Below are 22,402 nucleotides of genomic sequence, written 5' to 3' on the forward strand. Positions count from 1 at the left end.
CATGTTGACGTGCCTGTCTGGCGTTCTCAGCAAGGATGATGTGGCGGATTTCCGCCGCATCATGGACGCCAGCGAATGGGAGGACGGACGCTCCACCGCCGGCTCGCAGTCGGCGATGGTCAAGCGCAACCAGCAATTGCCGCCGGACAGCGAGGTCGCGCGCAAGCTCGGCGACCGCGTCATCACGGCGCTGACATCGAATCCGCGCTTCGTCGCGGCGGCTGTACCGCTGCAGATCTTCCCGCCGCTGTTCAACCGCTATGCGGCCAGCAGCGGCCACCATTTCGGCCTGCACGTCGACAATGCGATCCGCGGCGACCGCCTGACCGGCCTTCGCATCCGCACAGACCTGTCGGTCACGCTGTTCCTGGCCGAGCCGGAAGAGTATGACGGTGGCGAACTTGTGATCGAGGACACCTACGGATCCCACGAAGTCAAGTTGCAAGCCGGGGACTGCGTGCTCTATCCCTCGACCAGTCTGCATCTGGTCACCCCGGTGACGAGGGGAACGCGGGTCGCGTCTTTCTTCTGGCTTCAGAGCATGATACGGGACGATCAAGCCCGGAGCATGATCTTTGACCTCGACACCGCGATTCAGGCGCTGGTGGAACGGCTCGGGCGTGACGATCCCGAAACGGTCAAATTGACGGGTATCTATCACAACCTCATTCGCTACTGGGCCGAAGTATGAAGATCATGTCCTTCCAAGCAAGCCTTGCCGCAGCTCTGATGCTGGCGGCCGCCTGGCTCGCATCCCCCGTTTCTGCCCAGACACAAACAGCGCCCGCGGCACCCGTCCAATCGACGGCTCAGCCGTCTGCGGTCAGCCCGGCCCCGGTTGCCGCTCCAGCCGCGGCGCCTGCGGTTTCCTCGGTCACCGCACCGGCGGCGGCAAAGTCCGATACGGCGGCCGGCGTTGCGCCGGCCATGAAGGAATTGTCGCCCTGGGTGATGTTCCAGTCGGCGGACGTCATCGTGAAGGCGGTGATGATCGGGCTCGCCTTTGCATCGCTGATGACTTGGACGGTGCTGATAGCCAAGTCGATCGAGCTGTCGGTCGCCTCGACCAGGCTTCGTTCGGCGCTGAAGAAGATCGCGGAAGCGCGCTCGCTCGCGGAAGCGCAGATGGCGCTCGGCGCCAAGGAGGGCATCCTGCCGTCCTTTCTGGCGGCGGCGCTGCGCGAGGCGCGGATGTCGGCCGGCCTGTCCAGCGATGCCGGCATCAAGGAGCGCGCCGCTTCGAGCTTTTCCGAGATCGTGCGCGCGGAGGCGCGGCGCATCCGCGTCGGCATGGGCGTGCTCGCGACCATCGGCTCGACCTCGCCCTTCGTCGGCCTGTTCGGCACGGTGTGGGGCATCATGAACAGCTTCATCGGCATCTCGAAGTCGCAGACCACGAACCTCGCCGTCGTCGCGCCCGGTATCGCCGAGGCGCTGCTCGCCACCGCGATCGGTCTGGTCGCCGCCATTCCCGCCGTCATCATCTACAACCACTTCTCGCGGGTGACGAAGAGCTATCTCGAGCTCGTCAGCCGTGCCTCGGGTGCGGCGGGGCGGCTACTCTCGCGCGATCTCGACCGCAGCCACGGCAGCGTGCATTCGCGCGCGGCGGAGTGAACCATGGCCGTTTCGCTCGCAGACAACGACGACGACGACGATTTCTCGGAAACGCATGACATCAACGTCACGCCGTTCATCGACGTCATCCTGGTGCTGCTGATCATCTTCATGGTCGCAGCTCCGCTTTCGACCGTCGATCTGCCGATCGATCTGCCGACATCGAGCGCGACGCCGCAGAAGAAGCCGGACAAGCCGACTTATCTCAGCATCAAGCCCGATTTGACGCTCGCGATCGGGGAAAACCCGGTCCACCGGGCCGAGCTGCTCGGCACCCTCGACGGCCTGTCCGACATGAGCAAGGACAAGTATGTCTTCCTGCGCGCCGACAAGTCGGTGCCGTATGGGGAGTTGATGGGCGTCATGGAGCTGCTGCGCTCGGGCGGCTATACGCGGGTCAAGCTGGTCGCGCTGGAAGGCGCGCCGGGGGCGCCTGCGGCAGGCGCCGCTCAGCCGTAGAGGCCCGCCATGTCTGACGAATCCAGACCATCCCGGAAGCTTTGGATTTTGGCAGCGGTGGCAGCGCTCGCGCTCCATCTGGGCGGTGCCGCGCTCGCGCTGGCGCACCTGAAGACCGATGACGTCGACGATGGCCTGGGCGCGGCCGGCGCGGAGTTCGCCGTCGAGATGGCGTCGCCGAAGGCGCCTGACGCCGACCTTCCGCCGGGACCGGACAGCGAAGCGATGCAGGAGCAGCAGGCGCTTCCCGAGCAGAAGGCCGAGACCAAGGAAACCGAGCTGCCAAAGGATCAGTCGCAGCAGGTCGACGATCCCGATCGGGTCGTCACCGAAAATATCTCGAAGAAGCCGCAGGACGAGGATCCGAAGATCGCGGCGGTCGAAACTCCCGCTGCGGAGGCTTCGCCGCAGTCGGTTGCGACCGCACGGCAGACACTCGATGAGGACGCGCGCGAAGCCGAGAAGGCCCTGGCGCCCGTGCTGGGCATCGGCAAGGACATCTTGAAGATAACGGCCGACTGGAACCGCAAGATCAGCGCGCACCTGGCGGCCCACAAGGTCAATCCGGAAGGCAAGGAGCCCAACAATCAGAAGGTGAAGGTAAGCTTCGCGATCAACCGGCGGGGCAACGTCCTTTCGGTCGACGTCGTGGAATCGTCCGGAGACGCAGCTTACGATGCTGCCGCGGTCTCGATCGTCCGCAAGTCCGATCCGATCCCGCAGCCGCCTGCCGGGCTGACCGAAGATCGGTTCGAGCGCACCGTCGACATCATCTTCACGCCGCCGGACGCAAAGAAAAAGAAGAAGACGGCTCAGCGCCAGTAGAGCCGGATCCCGACATAGACCACGACAAGGCAGGCGAAGATCAGCGCCACCGGGAGCGGCCGTTTCTGGGTTCCACCGGATGCCGTCGCGGCGAAGAAGGCAGCCTTCTTCGGCTTCGGAGCTGGCCGGCGGAAGGCGGTAACATTGTCCGCTGCCGGCTCGGCCGCGCGAATGCGGACGTCGGGCGGGGTTCCGGCGCCGCCCATCTCGGCATAATAGGCCTTGTAGATCGCGCCGATGGTGGCCTCGGTGGCATCACCCTCGTCCATCTGTGCCAGCAGGTTCTTGTAGCTGACGAGAAACTCCTGCGCCTCCGGAGGCAGCGCGGAAGACCCGTTGAGCTTGGCCATCATCCTCCAGGTGGCAAAATCCGCGCGGGCGCGGGTATCGGCGCGTCGCGCGATCAGCATATCGGCAGCTTTGACCAAGTCGGCCTCGGGCCCTTCGGCTTGTGTTCGGGTGGCGCTGTTCAACTACGCATTGCCGGTCAGGAAGAGAACAGCCTGAATCACATAACCGGTCAACGTTCGCAGTATTGCTGAAATAACATCAAGATTTAGACCGAACTGGGAGCCCGCCAGCGGCAGCAGTATCAGGAGACCGATCAGGATCAGCATCCCGAACGGCTCGAGCCGGGCCAGCGGCAAGGCGAGCGGACGAGGCAGCAGCCCGACCGCGACCCGCCCGCCGTCGAGCGGCGGGATTGGCATCATGTTGAACACCGCCAGCACCGCGTTGATCAGCAGCGCGTTCTTGAGGTTGTCGAAAATCCACTGCGCCGAGCCGGCGGGTGCAAAGGGCAGGGCGTGCAGGGCCAGAGCCGCGACGAGCGCCAGCAGGATGTTGGTAACCGGCCCGGCCAGCGCCACCCAGACCATGTCGAGCTTGGGGTTGTTGAGGTTGCGGAAGTTGACCGGCACCGGTTTGGCATAGCCGAACAGGAACGGCGAATGCGCGAACAGCAGCATCGCCGGCAGGATCAGGGTGCCGAACGGGTCGATGTGGCGCAGCGGATTGAAGCTGACGCGGCCGAGCTGCCGGGCCGTGTTGTCACCAAGGCGGTTCGCGACGAAAGCGTGCGCGGCCTCGTGGAAGGTGATGGCGAGCACCAGCGGCAGCACCCACACCGACAGGTCATAAAAAGAGATGTTCACGGCTCGTCCGTCCCGGTTTGCCCGCGGCCTTGTTAGCCGTCCCAGCCAAACCGGTGGTGCAGCAACGCTTCACCTCAAGATAGGGCGGCCAGGTCCGAAATGCCACGCTGCAGATGATCGGTCGGGCCTGCCGATCCCGCCGGGGCGAGCTATGTCGGGATCGTCCCCGGGTATTGCGTCAGGCCGTCGTCGAGCTTCAGCCAGGCGAGCTTTTCCGAGACCCAGATGTGCTCGGTCGGCGCAAAGGCGTTGCGGTCGTCGAAGGTCGTGAGCGCAACGCCCGCCAGCGTGCCGTTGCGCCGCCAGGAGAACAGGCGCGTGCCGCAGCGCTTGCAGAACACGCGGTCGATGTTCTCGGACGACGCATAGCGCCCGGTATCGCCCTCGACCGTCAGCGCGCGCTGGTCGAACTGCGCGCGGGCGAAATAGGGCGATCCCATCGCCTTCTGGCACATGCGGCAATGGCAGATGCGGACGTTGAGCGGCTCGCCCTCCGCTTTGAACCGCACCGCGCCGCACAGGCATCCACCTTCCCGGATCATGCGACCCGCCACTCGGCGACCTGACGCGCCATGCTCCAGTTGAGGTTGTCGAGATCGCCATCCATGTTGGAATTCCCGCGCCTTGTGTTGGTGAGGGCGGCCCAGCAGAAGCCGCCATGGGTGCGCACGGCAATCGTGCTCGTGCCCGGCAGGCTGCCATTGTGCCACCAATTGCCGAATTTGTTGACGCAAAAACCCTTGGCATAGTCCGGGCTGTAGCTGGGCGCGGTGGTCATGACCTCTATGGTGCGCGGCCGCAGGATGTTCGACGGCCGAGAATAGCCGTCCACATGCATCAGGAACTGCACGAGGTCGGTCGGCGTCGCCATCCAGCCGCCATGGGAATCCATCCGCCGGACGTTCATGCCGTAGGGATTTTCGCCCTGACCGTAATAGACGACTTCGCCGGCCTGGCGCTGGTCGCGGGTGTTGCCCGCAATCGTCATGTCGGTGACGCCGCAGCGTGCAAGCACGTCGGTGCGGACATGCTCGGCATAGGGCTGGCCGGTGAGCTTCTCGATCACGCGGCCGAGCACGCAGTAGCCGAAATTGGAATAGGCGTAATGCTGGCCCGGCGTCCGCTCCAGCGGCCGGTTGGCGAGCGTCCAGGCGATCAGCTCGGCATGGTCCATCCGCGGATGGGTGAACATGGGATCACGGTTGTCGTTGCTCCAGCCGCCGGCGGTGTGGGTCAAGAGATGCTCGAGCGTGATCTGGTCGATGCCGGCGGAGTAGGGCGGCTGTCCGCAATCGGTGCCGAGCAGCGCGCCCGGGCCGAACACGCGATCCGTCAGCTTGAGGCGGTTCTCCTCGATCAGGCGGAAGATCGTGACCGAGGTGATCATCTTGCTGACGCTGGCGATCCGGAACAGCTGCCGCGGCGTCACGGCCTCGTTCCGCTCGGTATCTGCAAGACCGAAGGCGTCCTCATGGACAACAGTGCCGGCATAGCCGATCGCAACGGACAGCGCCGGCACGCCGTATCTGTCCATGAAGCTGTGCGCGAGCCGAGCCATGGCGCCGCGCTCGGCCGGCGAGGGCGGACGGATGCTCGGCGGGGTGGGCGTCAGTTGCGCGAGCGTCGTCGACGACAGCAGCGGCAGCGCGGCTGCGCCCGCTGCGAGCTTCACGAAATCCCGACGCTCAAGCCGCATGGTCCGCCCCTGCGGGCGGTACTGCCTCAGTACGTCGCCCGTCCCCCGGAAATATCAAACACCGCGCCGGTGGAGAAGGCACAATCTTCGGATGCGAGCCAGGCCGCCATCGCGGCGAGCTCTTCCACCAGAACAAAGCGGCCTTTGGGAATCTTCGACAGCATGAAGTCGATGTGCTGCTGCGTCATCTGGTCGAAGATCGCGGTCTTTGCCGCCGCCGGCGTCACCGCATTCACCAGAATGTCATGTGCAGCGAGCTCCTTGCCGAGCGATTTCGTCAGCGCGATCAGGCCGGCCTTGGACGCCGAATAGTGCGAGGCGTTCGGATTGCCCTCCTTGCCGGCGATCGAGGCGATGTTCACGATGCGCCCGTATTTCTGCTTGAGCATTGTGGGCACGATCGCCTTGCAGCAGATGAAGGGGCCGTCGAGGTTGATGCGCAGGACTTTCCGCCACTCCTCGAGATCGGTCTCCCAGACCGGCTTGTTGACGCCGGCGATGCCGGCATTGTTGACCAGTATGTCGATCTTGCCGAAGGCGGCCAGCGTCGCATCGCGGGCCTGCTCGACGGCTGCGGTGTCGGTGACGTCGACCTTGAAGACGCGGACATTGTCGCCGATCTCCTTGGCGGTCTTCTCGGCGAGAGCAGAGTCGAAGTCCCAGATCGCGACCTTGGCGCCTGAGGCGACGAAGCGCTGGGTGATGGCGCGACCAAAGCCCTGCGCGCCGCCGGTGACGATGGCGACGCGGCCGTCGAGATCGATCTTGTTCATGCGATGAGCCCTTGACCGTCAGAGCATGTAGCCGCCGTCGACGACGAGGTCGACGCCGGTGGTGAAGGCGCTTTCGTCACTGCCGAGATAGACCGCCATGGACGCGATCTCGTCGGCGGTGCCGAGCCGGCCCATCTTCTGGCGGGAGACGAACATCTCCTTGCCTTGCGGCCCCTGCGCGGCGGCGCGGTCGAGCATCGAGGGCGTCTCGACGGTGCCCGGGCAGATGCTGTTGCAGCGGATGCCCTTGGTGATGAAGTCGAGCGCGACCGCGCGCGTCAGCAGTGACACCGCGGCCTTGGACGCGCTGTAGACGTAACGGTTGGCCGGCGGCCGCAGCGCGGCGCAGGACGAGATGTTGACGATGCTGCCGCCGCCGCCCGCGAGCATGTCCGGCAGGAATGCCCGGATGGTCCGGTGCATCGACTTGACGTTGAGGTCGAACGAGAAATCAAAATCCTCTTCCGAGCACTCCAGGATCGTGCCGTGATGCACGAAGCCTGCCGCGTTGAGCAGGATGTCGACCTTGCCGATGCGCTTGGCGAAGGCGTTGACGTCGGCGGTGTTGCGGACGTCGAGTTTTGCCGTCTCGGCGATGCCTTCCCTGGCAAGGCTCGCGATGCCGCTCTCGTTGATGTCGGTGGCGATGACGGTGGCGCCTTCACGCGCGAATGCGATCGCGCATGCGCGCCCGATGCCGGCGGCTGCAGCCGTGACGACGGCGCGTTTTCCCTTGAGGCGGTCTGCCATTTTGTTTTTCTCCTCTGAATTTCTTGCCGTCAATCCGGGGCGCGCCTCTTGGCGCGAGCCCGGAATCCATTATGCGACGGATTCGATGGCTAGATGGATTCCGGGCTCGCGACTTCGTCGCGCCCCGGAATGACAGTGCTAGTGATTATCCCGCGCCACGCCAAACGTGCCGGCGACGTTCTGGTAGCGCGTGGCGAGCTCCATGCAGGCGCCGGTCGACTGCTGGCCGACGGTGTTGCGATAAAGCTCCTGCCACGGCGTCTGATTCGGCGGATGCTTGAAGCCGCCACTGGCCTTGAGCTCGGCGTGGCGCTTCTTCACCTCGTCGTCGGAGATGAGAATGTTGGCGCTGCCCTTGTTGAGGTCGATGCGCACCTTGTCGCCGTTCCTGAGGATCGCAAGCCCGCCATTGGCGGCGGCTTCCGGCGAAGCGTTCAGGATTGAGGGCGAACCGGAAGTGCCGGACTGGCGTCCGTCGCCGATGCAGGGCAGGGACAGGATGCCGCGTTTGATCAGCGCCGCCGGCGGCTGCATGTTCACGACCTCGGCGCCGCCGGGATAGCCGATCGGCCCGGTGCCGCGGATGAACAGCACGCAGCGCTCGTCGATCTCGAGCGCGGGATCGTCGATCCGCTCGTGGTAATCCTCGGGACCCTCGAACACGACGGCGCGGCCTTCGAAGGCGTTGAGGTCCTTCGGGTTGTTGAGATAGCGGTCGCGGAATTCCTTGGAGATCACGCTGGTCTTCATGATCGCGGAATCGAACAGATTGCCCTTCAGCACCAGGAAGCCGGCGTCTTTCACCAGCGGCTTGTCGTAAGCCCAGATCACGTCGTTGTCGGGCTTCGGCGCATCGGCGCAGTTCTCGCCGATGCCGCGGCCGTTGACGGTGACCGCGTCCTCATGGATGCGCTTGTGCTTCATCAACTCGCGCACCACCGCCGGCACGCCGCCGGCGCGGTGGAATTCCTCGCCGAGATAGAAGCCGGCCGGCTGCATGTTGACCAGCAGCGGCACGTCGTGGCCGAATTTCTGCCAGTCGTCGATCGACAGCTCGACACCGATGTGGCGGGCCAGCGCATTGATGTGGATCGGCGCATTGGTCGAGCCGCCGATCGCCGAGTTGATGACGATGCAGTTCTCGAACGCCTTGCGGGTCAGGATGTCCGACGGCTTGAGGTCTTCCCAGACCATCTCGACGGCGCGCTTGCCGGTCTCATAGGCGATCTGGCCGCGTTCGCGGTAGGGCGCGGGGATCGCCGCGCAGCCCGGCAGCGAAAAGCCGAGCGCTTCGGCAAGCCCGTTCATGGTCGAGGCGGTGCCCATGGTGTTGCAATGGCCGACCGAGGGCGCCGAAGACGCGACGATCTCCATGAACTCTTCGTAGTCGATCTCGCCGGCGGCGAGGCGCTCGCGCGACTTCCAGACGATGGTGCCCGAGCCGGTGCGCTCGCCATTGTGCCAGCCGTTCAGCATCGGGCCGCCCGACAGCACGATCGCGGGCAGGTTGACGGTGGCCGCCGCCATCATGCAGGCCGGCGTGGTCTTGTCGCAGCCGGTGGTCAGCACGACGCCGTCGAGCGGATAGCCGTAGAGGATCTCGACCAGGCCGAGATAGGCGAGATTGCGGTCGAGCGCCGCGGTCGGGCGCTTGCCGGTCTCCTGGATCGGATGGGTCGGGAATTCCATCGCGATGCCGCCGGCCTCGCGGATGCCTTCGCGGACGCGGTGCGCCAGCTCGATATGGTGGCGGTTGCAGGGGGAGAGGTCGTTGCCGGTCTGGGCGATGCCGATGATCGGCTTGCCGGACTGGAGCTCGGTTCGGGTCAGGCCGTAGTTCAGATAGCGCTCCATATAGAGCGCGGTCATGCCCGGATTATGCGGGTTGTTGAACCATTCCTGCGAGCGAAGGTGGCGGCGAGCGCCGTTGCCGGCGGGGGCATGCCCATTGGTTGGCTTTTTTGTCATTGGTTTCTCCTGCAATGCAAACGCACTGACGTCCGTTTTACTGACGTCCGTTTTATGGTGTCGGCTTGTGCGATGCCCAACGGCGCGAGCGATGGTCTGCCTGCCCGGTGGCGGGTCGATTCCTCACAAATCCGATACTAGTCATGGCTACTTGGTAACGCTACCATTTTGTTCGCCGCACCCGTTCCGGACGCGGCCGGCTTGCTGTCCGCGCGCCGTGATGACGAGCTTTGCCGTTCGATCACCTTGAAGCCGAGGTCGAGCACCGGCTGCTCGGGACGCCGTCCCTCGATCGCATCGATCAGCATGGTGGCGGACGTTCTGCCCATCTCGTAGCGGTTGGTGCGTACGCTGGTGAGGGTCGGGACGGCGGATGCCATGAATTCCAGATCGTTGAAGCCGACGATCGCGATCTGTTCGGGCACCGCTATGTCCCGGCGCCTGCATTCGAACAGCACACCGAGCGCAAGGTCGTCATTGGCGCAGAACACCGCGTCGATGCCGGGCGCCCGCGCCAAGAGATCGGTGAACAGGGCGCCGCCGAGCGTCACCGAGGTCGGTGTCGAAGTCGTGACGACGAGGCGCTGTTCGAACAGTCCCGCGTCCTTCATGGCCGCGACATATCCGTCCAGCCGCCGCTGCACCCGCGGATCCATCCGCGCGCCGACGAAGCCGATCTTGCGGTGGCCTTGCGCGAACAAATGCGCAATCGCCGCGCGCGCTGCATCGTAGTGTGAAAAGCCGATCATCATGTCGACCGGATCAGGCCCGATCTCCATGATCTGCACGATCGGGCAATCGGCGGCCTCCAGCATCGCGCGGGATTCCGCGGTCTGGTCGATGCCGGTGACGATCAGCCCGGCCGGCTTCTGCGCAAGAAACAGGCGCAGCAGCTTTTCTTCCTGGAGAATGCTGTAACGTGTGTTGGACAGCTGGATCGAGTACGGGCTGCCTTCGGAAGCGTCATAGATGCCGCGCAGCACGTCGGAAAACACGTTGTTGGTCAGTGACGGAATCAAGACACCGATCACCTCGGTGCGTTGCGAGGCCAGCGCGCGTGCCGCCAGGTTCGGCACATAGCCGAGCTCCTTGGCCGCGCTCTCGACCCGCGTCCGCTTGGCGACCGACAGCGCCTCGGGATTGCGGAAGAAACGGGACGCCGTGATCGGGCTGACGCCGGCAAGCTCGGCGACTTCCGCCAGCCGGATTTTGCCTGACTTGGTGCGCTTTCGACCCATTTGTTGCTCATAACACACTCACTCCCGCAAACAAAGGAACGTTGACAGCGCTACCAGCACAGACTAACCAAAGACAAATTGCCAAAACCGCACAAACTGCCGACAATGTCGCCCGCTAAGATCGGGCTTCGATCGGTGAAGTCTGAAAAAACAAGACGGTCGCGGCGCGAAAGGCGTCGTGGACTTTCGAGGAGGGAGCTAGATGTCGTCTGTGCAAATCCGCGACGTGCGGAAATCGTTCGGCAATTTTGAAGTCCTGCACGGCGTCTCGATTCCGATCGAGGACGGCCAGTTCGTCGTCCTGGTTGGCCCCTCCGGCTGCGGCAAGTCGACGCTTCTGCGCATGCTCGCAGGCCTCGAGAACATCACCTCCGGCACGATCTCGATCGGCGACCGCGTCGTCAACAATATCCAGCCCAAGGAGCGGGATATTGCGATGGTGTTCCAGAACTACGCGCTCTATCCGCACATGACCGTCGGCGAGAACATGGGTTTCTCGCTGAAGCTGCGCAACGCGGGCTCCGACGAGATCAACAAGCGCGTCAAGCGCGCCGCCGAGATCCTAGCGCTGTCGCCGCTGCTCGAGCGCTATCCGCGCCAGCTTTCCGGCGGCCAGCGCCAGCGCGTCGCGATGGGCCGCGCCATCGTGCGCGATCCGCAGGTGTTCTTGTTCGACGAGCCGCTGTCGAACCTCGACGCCAAGCTGCGCGTCGCGATGCGCACCGAGATCAAGGAGCTGCACCAGCGGCTGAAGACCACGACGGTCTACGTCACCCACGACCAGATCGAGGCCATGACCATGGCCGACAAGATCGTCGTCATGCATGACGGCATCGTCGAGCAGATGGGCACCCCGCTCGAGCTCTACGACAAGCCCGAGAACCAGTTCGTCGCCGGCTTCATCGGTTCGCCCGCGATGAACTTCCTCAAGGGTCATGTGCGCGTCAACGGCGTTGCGACTTTCGAGGGTCCGAACGGCGTCAAGCTGCCGCTCCTGAACGCGCCGGCGGCGTCCGACGGTCGCCCTGTCGTCTATGGCGTGCGGCCCGAGCATTTCACCATCGCCGACGACGGCGCCGATGCCGAGATCATCGTGGTCGAGCCGACGGGCTCCGAGACGCAGGTGTTCGCCAAGGTGGGCGGCGAGCAGGTCGTCGCGGTGTTCCGCGAGCGTCACCAGTTCAATCCGGGCGACAAGGTCAAGCTGAAGCCCGACCCGTCGCTGGTTCACCTGTTCGACGAGACGACAGGCAAGCGCATGTAGCGACGTGTAGCGACTTAAAAGAACGACCAAATACAAACATAAAAATTCAGGGAGAGAACGATGAGCAATTTCGACAGGAGAAGTGTGCTTAAAGCCGGCCTGGGCGGCGCAGCCTTGCTCGCCGGCCCGGGCATCGTCCCGGTCCGCGCTGCGGAGTGGACCAACACGCCGGAGCCGAATGCCTCCATTCGCGTGCTGCGCTGGAAGCAGTTCATCCAGGCCGAGTACGACAAGTTCGCCGAGCAGACCAAGAAGTTCTCCGAGAAGACCGGCGTCAAGGTGAAGCTTGAAGCCGAGAGCTGGGATGACATCCGGCCGAAGGCCGCGGTTGCCGCCAATGTCGGCGCTGGTCCCGATCTGATCATCGGCACGCTCGACGATCCCTTCAAGTTCCCGGAAAAGCTGATCGAGATGACTGACGTCGCCGACTATCTCGGCGCCAAATATGGCGGCTGGTATCCGGTTGCCGAGCGTTACGGCAAGAAGGGCAACAGCTGGATCGCCATTCCCCAGGGCGCGACCGGCGGCTGCCTGAACTACCGCATCAGCCACATGAAGGCTGCAGGCTTCGAGCAATTCCCGAAGGATACCGACGGCTTCCTCAAGCTCTGCCAGGCGTTGAAGAAGAACAACACGCCGGCCGGCTTCGCGCTCGGCCATGCCACCGGCGATGCCAACGGCTGGTGCCAGTGGGCGCTATGGGCGTTCGGCGGCAAGGTCGTCAACGACAAGAACGAGGTCGTGATCGACTCGCCGGAGACCATTGCGGCGCTCGAATACGTCAAGCAGCTCTATGCGACGTTTATCCCGGGTGTGCTGTCATGGAACGACTCGAATAACAACAAGGCGTTCCTCAACGGCGAACTCAGTCTGACCCTGAACGGCATCTCGATCTGGACGGTCGGCAAGAACTCCCCCGATCCGAAGCAGCAAGAGATCGCCAAGGACATGGACCACGCGCCGATGCCGATCGGGCCGGTGGGCGTGCCGACCGAGCAGCAGAACGTGCTCGTCTACTACGGCTACAAGCACTCGAAGTATCCGAAGGCGGTCAAGGAATTCATCAAGTTCATGATGGACAAGGAGAACTACGACGCTTGGGAAGTCGCCTCCAACGGCTATGTCTCGCCGCCGCTGCCGGCCTACAACGACAATCCGGTCTGGACCTCCGATCCCAAGATCACGCCGTATCGCGACTGCCTGAAGCGTTGCCGCGACAACGGCTATGCCGGCGATCTCGGCTACGCCTCGGCCGCCGTCATGGGCGACTTCGTCGTGGTTGATATGTTCGCTGAAGCGGCGACCGGTTCGGTCACGCCGAAGGAAGCTGCGGCGCGGGCCGCCGAGCGAGCCAAGCGCTACTACCAGGTCTGATCAGCCACAGACGGCGGCGTCCAGTTCGCTGGACGCCGCCGTCTTCGTTCGGTGAGAGGAGTCCGAGATGGCAGTTATGGCCGAGCATGGCGTCGCCCAAGTCAAGCGCAGCAGCCTGTGGACCAGAGCATTCGAGAGCCGGAACTTTCTCGGCGCGATGTTCATGGTGCCGGCTATCGCTATCCTCGTGCTGTTTCTGGCTTACCCGCTGGCGCTGGGGCTCTGGCTCGGCATGACCGATACCAAGATCGGCGGGGTCGGGCGCTTCATCGGCTTCGGAAACTTCGTCTCGCTGGCCAAGGACTCCGTGTTCTGGCTGTCGGTGTTCAACACCATCTTCTACACGGTGGCCGCCAGCATCGTGAAATTCGCCATCGGACTTTACCTGGCGCTGCTGCTCAACGAGCGGCTGCCTTTCAAGTCGATCGTCAGGGCAATCGTGCTGCTGCCCTTCGTGGTACCGACGGTGCTCTCGGCGATCGCGTTCTGGTGGATCTACGACAGCCAGTTCTCGATCATCTCCTGGGTGCTGATCAAGGCGGGCCTGATCACGCATTACATCGACTTCCTCGGAGATCCCTGGAATGCGCGCTGGTCGGTGGTTGTCGCCAACATCTGGCGCGGCGTACCCTTCGTCGCGATCACGCTGCTTGCCGGGCTCCAGACCATCTCGCCCTCGCTTTATGAGGCCGCCAATCTCGACGGCGCCACCAATTTGCAGCGCTTCCGCCACATCACGCTGCCGATGCTGTCGCCGATCATCGCGGTGGTGATGACGTTCTCGGTGCTGATGACCTTCACCGACTTCCAGCTCATCTACACCATCACGCGCGGCGGGCCGATCAATGCCACGCATCTGATGGCGACGCTGTCGTTCCAGCGCGCGATCACCGGCGGCAATCTCGGCGAGGGGGCGGCGATCTCGAATGCGATGATCCCGTTCCTGGTGGCGGCGATCCTGTTGAGCTTCTTCGGACTTCAGCGCTCCCGCTGGCAGCAGGGCGGAAGGGACTGATCATGAGCACCGCAGACGACCAAACGGTCGGAATGTCCTATTTGGAAAGCCTGCCGCGGAGGTTTCTCCGCGTCTATCTTCCGCTCGGCCTGATCATGGTTTTCCTGCTGTTCCCGTTCTATTGGATGGCGATCGCGACGTTCAAGCCGGACGCGGAGATGTACGACTACGAGAAGTACAATCCTTTCTGGATCGTGCATCCGACGCTTGAGCACATCAAGAAGCTGTTCATCGAAACCGACTATCCGCAATGGATGTGGAACACCGTGATCGTCTCGGTGTCCTCGACCTGCATCTCGCTGTTCGCCAGCGTCTGCGCGGCCTATGCGATCGAGCGGCTGCGCTACAAGGGGTCGCGCTACGTCGGTCTGGCGATCTTCCTCGGTTACCTGGTGCCGCCGTCGATCCTGTTCATTCCGCTGGCGACGATCGTATTCCAGGTCGGCCTGTTCGACGGCAATCTGGCGCTGATCCTGACCTATCCGACCTTCCTGATCCCGTTCTGCACCTGGCTGCTGATGGGCTATTTCCGCACCATCCCCTATGAGCTGGAGGAGTGTGCGCTGATCGACGGGGCGACGCGGCTCCAGATCCTGACCAAGATCACGCTGCCCCTGTCGCTGCCGGGGGTGATCTCGGCGGGCATCTTCGCCTTTACGTTGTCATGGAACGAGTTCATCTACGCGCTGACCTTCATCTCCTCGTCCGAGAACAAGACCATCCCCGTCGGCGCGATCACCGAGCTCGTCAATGGCGACGTCTACCATTGGGGCGCGCTGATGGCCGCGGCCCTGACCGGCTCGGTCCCCGTAGTTATCCTTTATTCCTTCTTCGTAGAGTACTATGTGTCGGCGATGACCGGCGCCGTGAAGGAATGATCGCGGGGCCTGCCTTGAGAGCACGCCAGGACGAACTGCCAAGGGCGGCGCGCTCCGGCCAATAAGAAGGAGTAGGCTCTTGCACATTCTGGTTCTGGGCGCCGCCGGCATGGTCGGCCGCAAACTCTGTGAACGGCTGCTGCGCGACGGCCGGCTCGGCAAGAGCGAGATCACCAAGCTGACCATGCATGACGTGGTCGAGCCGAAGAAGCCGGAAAAGGCTGGCTTTGCCGTCGAGACCGTGTCGGGCGATTTCGCCGTCCCCGGCGCCGCCGAAAAGTTGATCGCCGGCCGTCCCGACGTGATCTTTCATCTGGCTGCCATCGTCTCCGGCGAAGCCGAACTCGACTTCGACAAAGGCTACCGTATCAATCTCGATGGCACGCGGATGCTGCTCGATGCCGTCAGGCTCGCCGGCGGCGGTTACAAGCCGCGCGTGGTGTTCACGTCCTCGATCGCGGTGTTCGGCGCGCCGTTCCCGGACGCCATCGGCGACGAGTTCTTCCACACGCCACTGCTCAGCTACGGCACCCAGAAGGCGATTGGCGAATTGCTGCTCGCCGACTATTCGCGCCGCGGCTTCCTCGACGGCATCGGCATCCGCCTGCCGACCATCTGCATCCGGCCCGGCCTGCCCAACAAGGCGGCATCGGGCTTCTTCTCCAACATCCTGCGCGAGCCGCTGGCCGGCAAGGAGGTCGTGCTGCCGGTCTCCGAGGACGTCCGCCACTGGCACGCCACGCCGCGCTCCGCCGTCGGCTTCCTGCTCCATGCCGGCACCATGGATCTTGCCACGGTCGGCCCGCGCCGCAACCTGACCATGCCGGGCCTGTCGGCCACGGTCGGTGAGCAGATCGCGGCGCTGAAACGGGTCGCCGGCGACAAGGTCGCTGCCCGCATCAAGCGCGAGCCGGATCCGTTCATCGTCGGCATCGTCGGCGGCTGGCCGCGCAATTTCAATGCAAAGCGGTCGCTCGAGCTCGGCTTCACCACCGCCGAGAAAACCTTCGACGACATCATCCGCATTCACATCGAAGACGAGCTCGGCGGCAATTTCGTCGCCTGATCTCCGGCTGAGCGGGTAAAGTGATGGCGAGCGTTGCTTGCATCGGCGAATGCATGGTCGAGCTCCGGCAGGCCCAGGGAGGACATTCCGCCGGCCAGTCCGGCGGGCAGGGGCAGGGCGGCGGGCTGTATTCGCGCGGCTTCGGGGGCGATACCCTCAACACCGCGGTCTATCTGGCGCGGCTCGAGGTCAAGGTCGATTATCTCACCGCCCTCGGCGATGACGCCTTGAGCGATGAGATGATCGCGGCCTGGACCGCCGAGGGCGTCGGCACCCGCCGCGTCGTGCGGTTGCCGGGCAAGCTGCCCGGCCTCTACATGATACAGCTCGATGCAAAGGGCGAGCGCCAGTTCTTCCACTGGCGCGACAGCGCGGCGGCGCGCCTTCTGATGAACCTGCCGGAGACCGACGAGCTCCTCAACTCGCTGATGAGCTACGACATCACCTATCTCTCCGCGATCACGCTCTCGATCTACGACGCGGCCGGGCGCGAGCGCCTGTTCGCGGCGATCAAGCGCGCACGCCTGCTCGGCACGCGCTTCGTGTTCGACACCAATTTCCGCGCGCGCGGCTGGCCCGATCGCGATGTCGCGCGCGAGGTGTTTGCCGCGGCCTTCGCGGCTGCCGACATCGTGCTGACCTCGACGGAAGACCTGCTCGCGCTCTATCCCGGCGAGAGCCCCGAGCAACTTATGGCGCGCATCCCGACGCCCGAGCTGGTGTTCCGCCTCGCCGAGCCCGTCAGCCTGCTGCGCTTCCCCGGCGGCACGAGCGAGGTGCACGCCGAGCCCATGACGAGGCCCGTGGCCGACACCACGGCGGCCGGCGACAGCTTTGCCGCGGCCTATATCGCCGCCCGGCTCGCCGGTTCCGATCCGGTCGAGGCGGCCCAGGCCGGCCATCGCCTCGCCAGCCTCGTGATCTGCTATCCCGGCGCCATCATTCCGGGCTATGCCATGCCGCCGAAGAAACGGCACCGGCCGGCACCCACGCGTCAGGCGACCAAGTGAAGAAGTGATAGCGATGACCACGACTGCCCAACAGAACCACCTCGTCGCACTGTTCAAGGCCGCGACCGTTATTCCTGTCCTCACCATCGAACGGATCCAGGATGCCGTGCCGCTGGCGAAAGCGCTGGTTGCCGGCGGCGTCCGCACGCTGGAGGTGACCATGCGCACCCCTGTTGCGATCGAGGCCGCGAGGGCGATGATGGCCGAGGTGCCCGAGGCGGTCGTCGGCATTGGCACGATTCTCAATCCGGCCGACTTCACCCGTGTCGAGAAGCTCGGCGTCGCGTTCGGCATCAGCCCGGGCCTGACCCCCGATCTCCTCAAGGCCGCGGCCGACAGCTCCTTGCCGTTTGCCCCGGGCATTGCCACGGCGTCCGAACTGATGATGGCGCTTTCCTACGGCCTCGACGTCGCAAAATTCTTCCCTGCCGAGCAGGCCGGCGGCATCAACGGCCTGCGTGCCCTCGGCGGCCCGTTCCCGAACGTGCGGTTCTGTCCGACCGGCGGGGTGGGCGAGGCCAATGCGGGGAGCTGGCTGGCCGAGCCCAACGTGGTGGCGGTCGGCGGTTCCTGGCTGTGCCCGGCGGCGGAGGTGAAGGCCGGGAACTGGGCCGGCATAACTGCCATCTGCCAGCGCACCCTCGAGGCGCTGAAAGCCGCGTGAAGTCTTGCCATCCCTGGGCTAAGACTTAGCTCAGGCAAGATTTGAGATCAGACGACCCCAGGGAGAGAAGACCATGTCAGCCAGCATCGTCGGATGGGCGCATACGCCGTTCGGCAAGTTCGACACCGAGACCGTGGAAAGCCTCGTGGTGAAGGTCGCCAACGAGGCGCTGGCCGATGCCGGCATCTCGGCCGGTGACGTCGACGAGATCGTGCTCGGTCACTTCAACGCCGGCTTCTCGCCGCAGGATTTCACCGCCTCGCTGGTGCTTCAGGCCGATCCGAAGCTGCGCTTCAAGCCGGCCACCCGCGTCGAGAACGCCTGCGCCACGGGATCCGCTGCCGTGCACCAGGGTCTGCGCGCGATCGCTGCGGGGGCCGCGAAAATCGTGCTGGTCGTCGGCGTCGAGCAGATGACGCGCACGCCGGGTCCGGAGATCGGCAAGAACCTCTTGAAGGCGTCCTATCTGCCCGAGGACGGCGACACCGTCGGCGGCTTCGCCGGCGTGTTCGGCAAGATCGCCAGCGGCTACTTCCAGAAATACGGCGACCAGTCCGATGCGCTGGCGCTGATCGCGGCCAAGAACCACAAGAACGGCGTCGCCAATCCCTACGCCCAGATGCGCAAGGATTTCGGCTTCGATTTCTGCCGTTCCGAGAGCGAGAAGAACCCCTACGTCGCCGGCCCCCTGAAGCGCACCGACTGTTCGCTCGTCTCCGACGGTGCCGCTGCGCTGATCTTGGCCGATGCCGAGACCGCCAAGACCATGAGCAAGTCGATCGGGTTCCGCGCCACCGCGCACGCCCAGGACTTCCTGCCGATGTCCAAGCGCGACATCCTTCAGTTCGAGGGCTGCACGGTCGCCTGGCAGCGCGCGCTGGAAAAGGCGGGCGTTACGCTTTCCGATCTCTCCTTCGTCGAGACTCACGACTGCTTCACGGTCGCCGAGCTGATCGAATACGAAGCGATGGGCCTGACGCCGAAGGGGCAGGGCGCCCGTGCCATCAAGGAGGGCTGGACCCTCAAGGACGGCAAGCTGCCGGTCAATCCGTCCGGCGGTCTGAAGTCCAAGGGCCATCCGATCGGCGCCACCGGCGTCTCCATGCACGTGATGACCGCGATGCAGCTTGCCGGCCAGGCGCCCGAGGGTATGCAGCTCAAGAACGCCAAGCTTGGCGGCATCTTCAACATGGGCGGTGCGGCGGTTGCCAACTACGTCTCCGTGCTGGAGCCGCTGAAGTAAGCCCTCGCAGGGTGGGCAAAGGCGCGAAAGCGCCGTGCCCACCGTTTTCCTTGCGTTAAATCATGGTGGGCACGCTTCGCTTGGCCCACCCTGCGGCTCCTGATTGATTTGCGGAAAAGCATCATGAGCAATGACTACGAAGACTCGCTGTCGATGGACGCACTCAACGACCGCATCGCGATCCTCGAGGACAATATCCGCCAGCTCATCGAGCAGGCCGCGGCTGCTTCCGGCGAGCAGAGCGAGTCGCGCATCGCCGACCGCATCAACCAGCAGAATGAGGAGCTCGACCGCCTCCTCAAGGTTCGCGAATCCCGTCAGAAGAAATAGCGGCCGCATCGCTGCGCATGCGGCCATACGCCGGCTGCCCTTGCGCGCCCGGCGTCGCTGCCGTTAGCTGGACCGAAATCGCGGGGCCCATGTGAGCCCGCGCAATCGGGAGTGAACGAATGGGGCCGCTCAAGGGCATCAAGGTCGTCGACATGACCACCGTGCTGATGGGGCCCTATGCGACCCAGATGCTCGGCGATTACGGTGCCGACGTGATCAAGGTGGAGTCGCTCGACGGCGACGTCACCCGCCTGATCGGTCCGATGCGCCATGCCGGCATGGGCCCGGTGTTCCTCAACACCAACCGCAGCAAGCGCTCGATCTGCCTCGATCTGAAGAAGCCTGCGGGGCGCGAGGCCGTGCTGCGGCTGCTCAAGGACGCCGACGTTCTCGTCTACAACGTCCGCCCGCAGGCGATGGCGCGGCTTCAGCTCGGCTATGACGTCGTCTCCGAAATCAATCCGCGGCTGGTCTATGCCGGCGTATTCGGCTTCGGCCAGGACGGGCCTTATGCCGCCAAACCCGCCTATGACGATCTGATCCAGGGCGCCACGGCGCTCCCCGCCTTGATGGCGCAAACCGGCGACGGCGTGCCGCGCTACGTGCCGAACGCGCTGGTCGACCGCATCGTCGGCCTGACCGCGGTCGGCGCGATCTGCGCCAGTCTCGTGCACCGCGACCGCACCGGCCGCGGCCAGCGCGTCGACATCCCGATGTTCGAGACCATGGCGGGCTTCGTCATGGGCGACCACATGGGCGGTCTCACCTACGAGCCGCCGCTCGACAAGGGCGGCTATGCCCGCCACCTCTCGCGCGACCGCCGGCCGTACAAGACCTCGGACGGCTATCTCAGCGTCATCGTCTACAACGACAAGCAGTGGGAAAATTTCTTCAAGGCAACCGGCCGCGACGATCTGCGCGCCGATCCCAAATTCGCGACCTTCGCGGGCCGCGCCGCCAACATCGACGTCGTCTATGCCGAGCTCGCGCGCATCTTCGAGACGCGCGCCACGGCGGAATGGATCGACCTGCTGACCAGGGCCGATGTACCGGTGATGCCGATGCACGACCTCGCCTCGATGCTGCACGACGAGCATCTGGAGGCCACCAACTTCTTCCCGGTTGTGAACCATCCGACCGAAGGCCCGATCCGCAGCATGAAGGTGACCGCCACGTGGTCGGAGACCGGGGCCGAGCCGGTGCGGCTCGCACCGCAGCTCAACGAGCACGGCGCGGAGATTCTGCGCGAGATCGGCTATTCCGCGGACGAGATCGCCGCCATGGTCCGCGACGGCGTCACCCGTTCGCCGCCTCGCAATGACGATGCACAGGTGCGCCCATGAGCTTCGTCACCGGCGTCGGCCTCACGTCCTTCGGCAAGCATGAAGGCTCGTCCTCGCTCGACCTGATGAGCAGGGCCGCGCAGGCCGCGCTCGACGACGCCGGGCTGAAGCGTCCTGATATCGACGGCATCCTGTGCGGCTATTCCACCGTCTCGCCGCACATCATGCTGGCGACCGTCTTCGCCGAGCATTTCGGCATCCGCCCGTCCTACGCCCACGCCGTGCAGGTCGGCGGCGCCACCGGGCCCGCGATGACCATGCTTGCCCATCACCTCGTCGGGGCAGGCGTTGCCCGCAACGTCCTCGTCGTCGCCGGCGAGAACCGCCTGACCGGGCAGAGCCGCGACGCTTCGATCCAAGCGCTGGCGCAGGTCGGCCATCCCGACTACGAGGTGCCGCTCGGCCCGACCATTCCCGCCTATTACGGCCTGGTCGCCACTCGTTACATGCACGAATACGGCGTGACCGAAGAAGACCTCGCCGAGTTCGCCGTGCTGATGCGCGCGCACGCCTGCACCCATCCCGGCGCGCAATTCCACGATCCCATCACCATCGCCGATGTCATGGCCTCGAAACCGGTGGCGATGCCGTTGAAGTTGCTGGACTGCTGTCCGGTGTCCGATGGTGGTGCGGCGTTCGTTATCGGCCGCGAGAGCACCGGCGAGGCCGGCGTGCGTATTCGCGGCTGTGCCCAGGCCCACACCCATCAGCACGTCACGGTCGCACCCGGCTTAAGCGAGCTCGGCGCCGAGATTTCCATCGCCCGCGCCAGGGAGGCCACGGGGCTGGCGATCTCCGACGTGCGCTACGCCGCGATCTACGACAGTTTCACGATCACCCTCGCCATGTTGCTGGAAGACCTCGGCCTTGCGGGCCGGGGCGAGGCGGCGGCACGCGTGCGATCAGGTCATTTCAGCCGCGACGGCGCGATGCCGCTCAACACCCATGGCGGCCTGCTCAGCTACGGCCATTGCGGCGTCGGCGGAGCCATGGCGCACCTGGTCGAGGCGCATTTGCAGATGACCGGGCGGGCGGCGAATCGCCAGGTGCGCGACGCCTCGATCGCGCTCCTGCACGGCGACGGCGGCGTGTTGTCCTCCCATGTCAGCATGTTCCTGGAGCGGGTGCGATGAGCGAACGTCTGGCGGATTGGACCAGGGGCGAAGAAGCCATCATCTACCAGGCCTGCGCTTCATGCGGCCATGTGCAATATTTCCATCGCGGCTTCTGCGCGGCCTGCGGCGCATCCGATCCGCGCGAGGCGCGTGCCAGCGGCAAGGGCAGGGTCTACGCGACCTCGCTGGTCTGCCGCGCCGCGACCCCAGAGACGCGCGCGCACGTGCCCTACAACATTCTGCTGGTCGATTGCGCCGAGGGTTTTCGCATGATGGCGCATGGCGAGAATGGTCTCGCCATCGGCGACGAAGTGATCGCGGGCTTCAGGCCCTTTGCCGGAAAACTGGTGCCGTTCTTCTCGAAGGGGAAATAGCGGGATTCGTCATTCGGGGGCGGTCCTGAGAGACCGAGCCTGGAACGAGTATTCTGGGCCTGGCCTGTGCGAGAGCCACCCCGGAATGACGAAAACTCGTAAAGCGCTTAGTAGCGCCCGTAGAACAAGATGCTGGCGATGACGAGCATCGCCGTCACCGCCAGCATATGCGCGAGCGCTCCCGAGGCCGCCCCCTTGGTGGCTTCCTTCATGCCATTTTCTCCCTAGACTTGGGCGTGACTCATC

General features: G+C 64.7%; 24 protein-coding genes. 16 read left to right on the top strand and 8 right to left on the bottom strand.

Annotation, left to right across the window (positions count from 1 at the left end):
* Nucleotide 1: 1 nt before the first annotated feature.
* Genes OC450_RS19375 through OC450_RS19390 form a run of 4 tightly spaced genes read left to right on the top strand, consistent with a single transcriptional unit; the run spans nucleotide 2 to nucleotide 2,901 of the window.
* A complete protein-coding gene (locus tag OC450_RS19375) occupies nucleotides 2–691 on the top strand; it encodes a Fe2+-dependent dioxygenase (RefSeq protein ID WP_262048479.1) in 690 nt (229 codons plus the stop codon).
* Nucleotides 688–1,617, top strand: coding sequence for a tonB-system energizer ExbB (gene exbB / locus OC450_RS19380; RefSeq protein WP_211383420.1), 930 nt, complete (start codon nucleotides 688–690; stop codon nucleotides 1,615–1,617). The genes OC450_RS19375 and exbB overlap by 4 nt, the downstream gene beginning before the upstream one ends.
* Nucleotides 1,618–1,620: 3 nt before the next feature.
* On the top strand, nucleotides 1,621–2,076 hold the full coding sequence (gene exbD, locus OC450_RS19385; protein ID WP_211383421.1) for a TonB system transport protein ExbD: 456 nt from the start codon (nucleotides 1,621–1,623) through the stop codon (nucleotides 2,074–2,076).
* A gap of 9 nt (nucleotides 2,077–2,085) precedes the next feature.
* Entirely contained in the window at nucleotides 2,086–2,901 is an 816-nt protein-coding gene (locus OC450_RS19390) for an energy transducer TonB (RefSeq protein WP_262048480.1), read from the top strand.
* Here OC450_RS19390 and OC450_RS19395 read toward each other — a convergent pair.
* The 8 genes from OC450_RS19395 to OC450_RS19430 all read right to left on the bottom strand — a co-directional run bounded on the left by OC450_RS19395 (nucleotide 2,889) and on the right by OC450_RS19430 (nucleotide 10,480).
* Nucleotides 2,889–3,311, bottom strand: a complete 423-nt coding sequence (locus OC450_RS19395) for a hypothetical protein (RefSeq protein WP_211383561.1) — start codon at nucleotides 3,309–3,311, stop codon at nucleotides 2,889–2,891. The genes OC450_RS19390 and OC450_RS19395 overlap by 13 nt on opposite strands.
* 63 nt (nucleotides 3,312–3,374) lie before the next feature.
* A complete protein-coding gene (locus OC450_RS19400) occupies nucleotides 3,375–4,055 on the bottom strand; it encodes a site-2 protease family protein (RefSeq protein WP_211383423.1) in 681 nt (226 codons plus the stop codon).
* Between the two features lie 149 nt (nucleotides 4,056–4,204).
* A complete protein-coding gene (locus OC450_RS19405) occupies nucleotides 4,205–4,597 on the bottom strand; it encodes a GFA family protein (protein WP_211383424.1) in 393 nt (130 codons plus the stop codon).
* On the bottom strand, nucleotides 4,594–5,751 hold the full coding sequence (locus OC450_RS19410) for a serine hydrolase domain-containing protein (RefSeq protein WP_256806780.1): 1,158 nt from the start codon (nucleotides 5,749–5,751) through the stop codon (nucleotides 4,594–4,596). Before OC450_RS19410 ends, OC450_RS19405 begins: the two co-directional genes overlap by 4 nt.
* 26 nt (nucleotides 5,752–5,777) lie before the next feature.
* Entirely contained in the window at nucleotides 5,778–6,524 is a 747-nt protein-coding gene (locus tag OC450_RS19415) for an SDR family NAD(P)-dependent oxidoreductase (RefSeq protein ID WP_211383426.1), read from the bottom strand.
* Between the two features lie 18 nt (nucleotides 6,525–6,542).
* A complete protein-coding gene (locus OC450_RS19420; RefSeq protein ID WP_256806779.1) occupies nucleotides 6,543–7,274 on the bottom strand; it encodes an SDR family oxidoreductase in 732 nt (243 codons plus the stop codon).
* Between the two features lie 138 nt (nucleotides 7,275–7,412).
* On the bottom strand, nucleotides 7,413–9,242 hold the full coding sequence (locus tag OC450_RS19425) for an IlvD/Edd family dehydratase (protein ID WP_211383428.1): 1,830 nt from the start codon (nucleotides 9,240–9,242) through the stop codon (nucleotides 7,413–7,415).
* 137 nt (nucleotides 9,243–9,379) lie between these two features.
* Nucleotides 9,380–10,480 carry a LacI family DNA-binding transcriptional regulator gene (locus OC450_RS19430; RefSeq protein WP_211383429.1) on the bottom strand — a complete coding sequence of 367 codons (1,101 nt, stop codon included), beginning with the start codon at nucleotides 10,478–10,480 and terminating at the stop codon, nucleotides 9,380–9,382.
* A 202-nt stretch (nucleotides 10,481–10,682) separates the two neighbouring features.
* Here OC450_RS19430 and OC450_RS19435 point away from each other — a divergent pair, with 202 nt between their 5' ends.
* From OC450_RS19435 to OC450_RS19490, 12 genes are all read left to right on the top strand, one after another.
* Nucleotides 10,683–11,744, top strand: a complete 1,062-nt coding sequence (locus OC450_RS19435) for an ABC transporter ATP-binding protein (RefSeq protein ID WP_211383430.1) — start codon at nucleotides 10,683–10,685, stop codon at nucleotides 11,742–11,744.
* Between the two features lie 60 nt (nucleotides 11,745–11,804).
* Nucleotides 11,805–13,118 carry an ABC transporter substrate-binding protein gene (locus OC450_RS19440; protein WP_211383431.1) on the top strand — a complete coding sequence of 438 codons (1,314 nt, stop codon included), beginning with the start codon at nucleotides 11,805–11,807 and terminating at the stop codon, nucleotides 13,116–13,118.
* 67 nt (nucleotides 13,119–13,185) lie between these two features.
* The gene (locus OC450_RS19445) at nucleotides 13,186–14,133 is read left to right on the top strand and encodes a carbohydrate ABC transporter permease (protein WP_211383432.1); all 948 of its coding nucleotides are present in this window, start codon (nucleotides 13,186–13,188) and stop codon (nucleotides 14,131–14,133) included.
* 2 nt (nucleotides 14,134–14,135) lie between these two features.
* The gene (locus tag OC450_RS19450) at nucleotides 14,136–15,011 is read left to right on the top strand and encodes a carbohydrate ABC transporter permease (RefSeq protein WP_211383433.1); all 876 of its coding nucleotides are present in this window, start codon (nucleotides 14,136–14,138) and stop codon (nucleotides 15,009–15,011) included.
* A 79-nt stretch (nucleotides 15,012–15,090) separates the two neighbouring features.
* Entirely contained in the window at nucleotides 15,091–16,077 is a 987-nt protein-coding gene (gene denD / locus OC450_RS19455; RefSeq protein ID WP_211383434.1) for a D-erythronate dehydrogenase, read from the top strand.
* 23 nt (nucleotides 16,078–16,100) lie between these two features.
* Nucleotides 16,101–17,087, top strand: coding sequence for a sugar kinase (locus tag OC450_RS19460; RefSeq protein ID WP_211383435.1), 987 nt, complete (start codon nucleotides 16,101–16,103; stop codon nucleotides 17,085–17,087).
* Nucleotides 17,088–17,100: 13 nt separating this feature from the next.
* On the top strand, nucleotides 17,101–17,751 hold the full coding sequence (gene eda / locus OC450_RS19465; protein WP_262048481.1) for a bifunctional 4-hydroxy-2-oxoglutarate aldolase/2-dehydro-3-deoxy-phosphogluconate aldolase: 651 nt from the start codon (nucleotides 17,101–17,103) through the stop codon (nucleotides 17,749–17,751).
* 73 nt (nucleotides 17,752–17,824) lie between these two features.
* Nucleotides 17,825–18,994: an acetyl-CoA acetyltransferase gene (locus OC450_RS19470; RefSeq protein WP_211383437.1), complete on the top strand. Its 1,170-nt coding sequence runs from the start codon at nucleotides 17,825–17,827 to the stop codon at nucleotides 18,992–18,994.
* A 123-nt stretch (nucleotides 18,995–19,117) separates the two neighbouring features.
* A complete protein-coding gene (locus OC450_RS19475; protein ID WP_211383438.1) occupies nucleotides 19,118–19,324 on the top strand; it encodes a hypothetical protein in 207 nt (68 codons plus the stop codon).
* Nucleotides 19,325–19,443: 119 nt separating this feature from the next.
* Nucleotides 19,444–20,667, top strand: a complete 1,224-nt coding sequence (locus OC450_RS19480) for a CaiB/BaiF CoA transferase family protein (protein WP_211383439.1) — start codon at nucleotides 19,444–19,446, stop codon at nucleotides 20,665–20,667.
* On the top strand, nucleotides 20,664–21,800 hold the full coding sequence (locus tag OC450_RS19485) for a thiolase family protein (RefSeq protein WP_262048482.1): 1,137 nt from the start codon (nucleotides 20,664–20,666) through the stop codon (nucleotides 21,798–21,800). The genes OC450_RS19480 and OC450_RS19485 overlap by 4 nt, the downstream gene beginning before the upstream one ends.
* Nucleotides 21,797–22,156: a Zn-ribbon domain-containing OB-fold protein gene (locus OC450_RS19490; protein ID WP_211383441.1), complete on the top strand. Its 360-nt coding sequence runs from the start codon at nucleotides 21,797–21,799 to the stop codon at nucleotides 22,154–22,156. Before OC450_RS19485 ends, OC450_RS19490 begins: the two co-directional genes overlap by 4 nt.
* The last annotated feature ends 246 nt before the right edge of the window (nucleotides 22,157–22,402 follow it).

The organism is Bradyrhizobium sp. Bra78, from assembly GCF_024519855.1.
GTDB lineage: Bacteria > Pseudomonadota > Alphaproteobacteria > Rhizobiales > Xanthobacteraceae > Bradyrhizobium > Bradyrhizobium japonicum_G.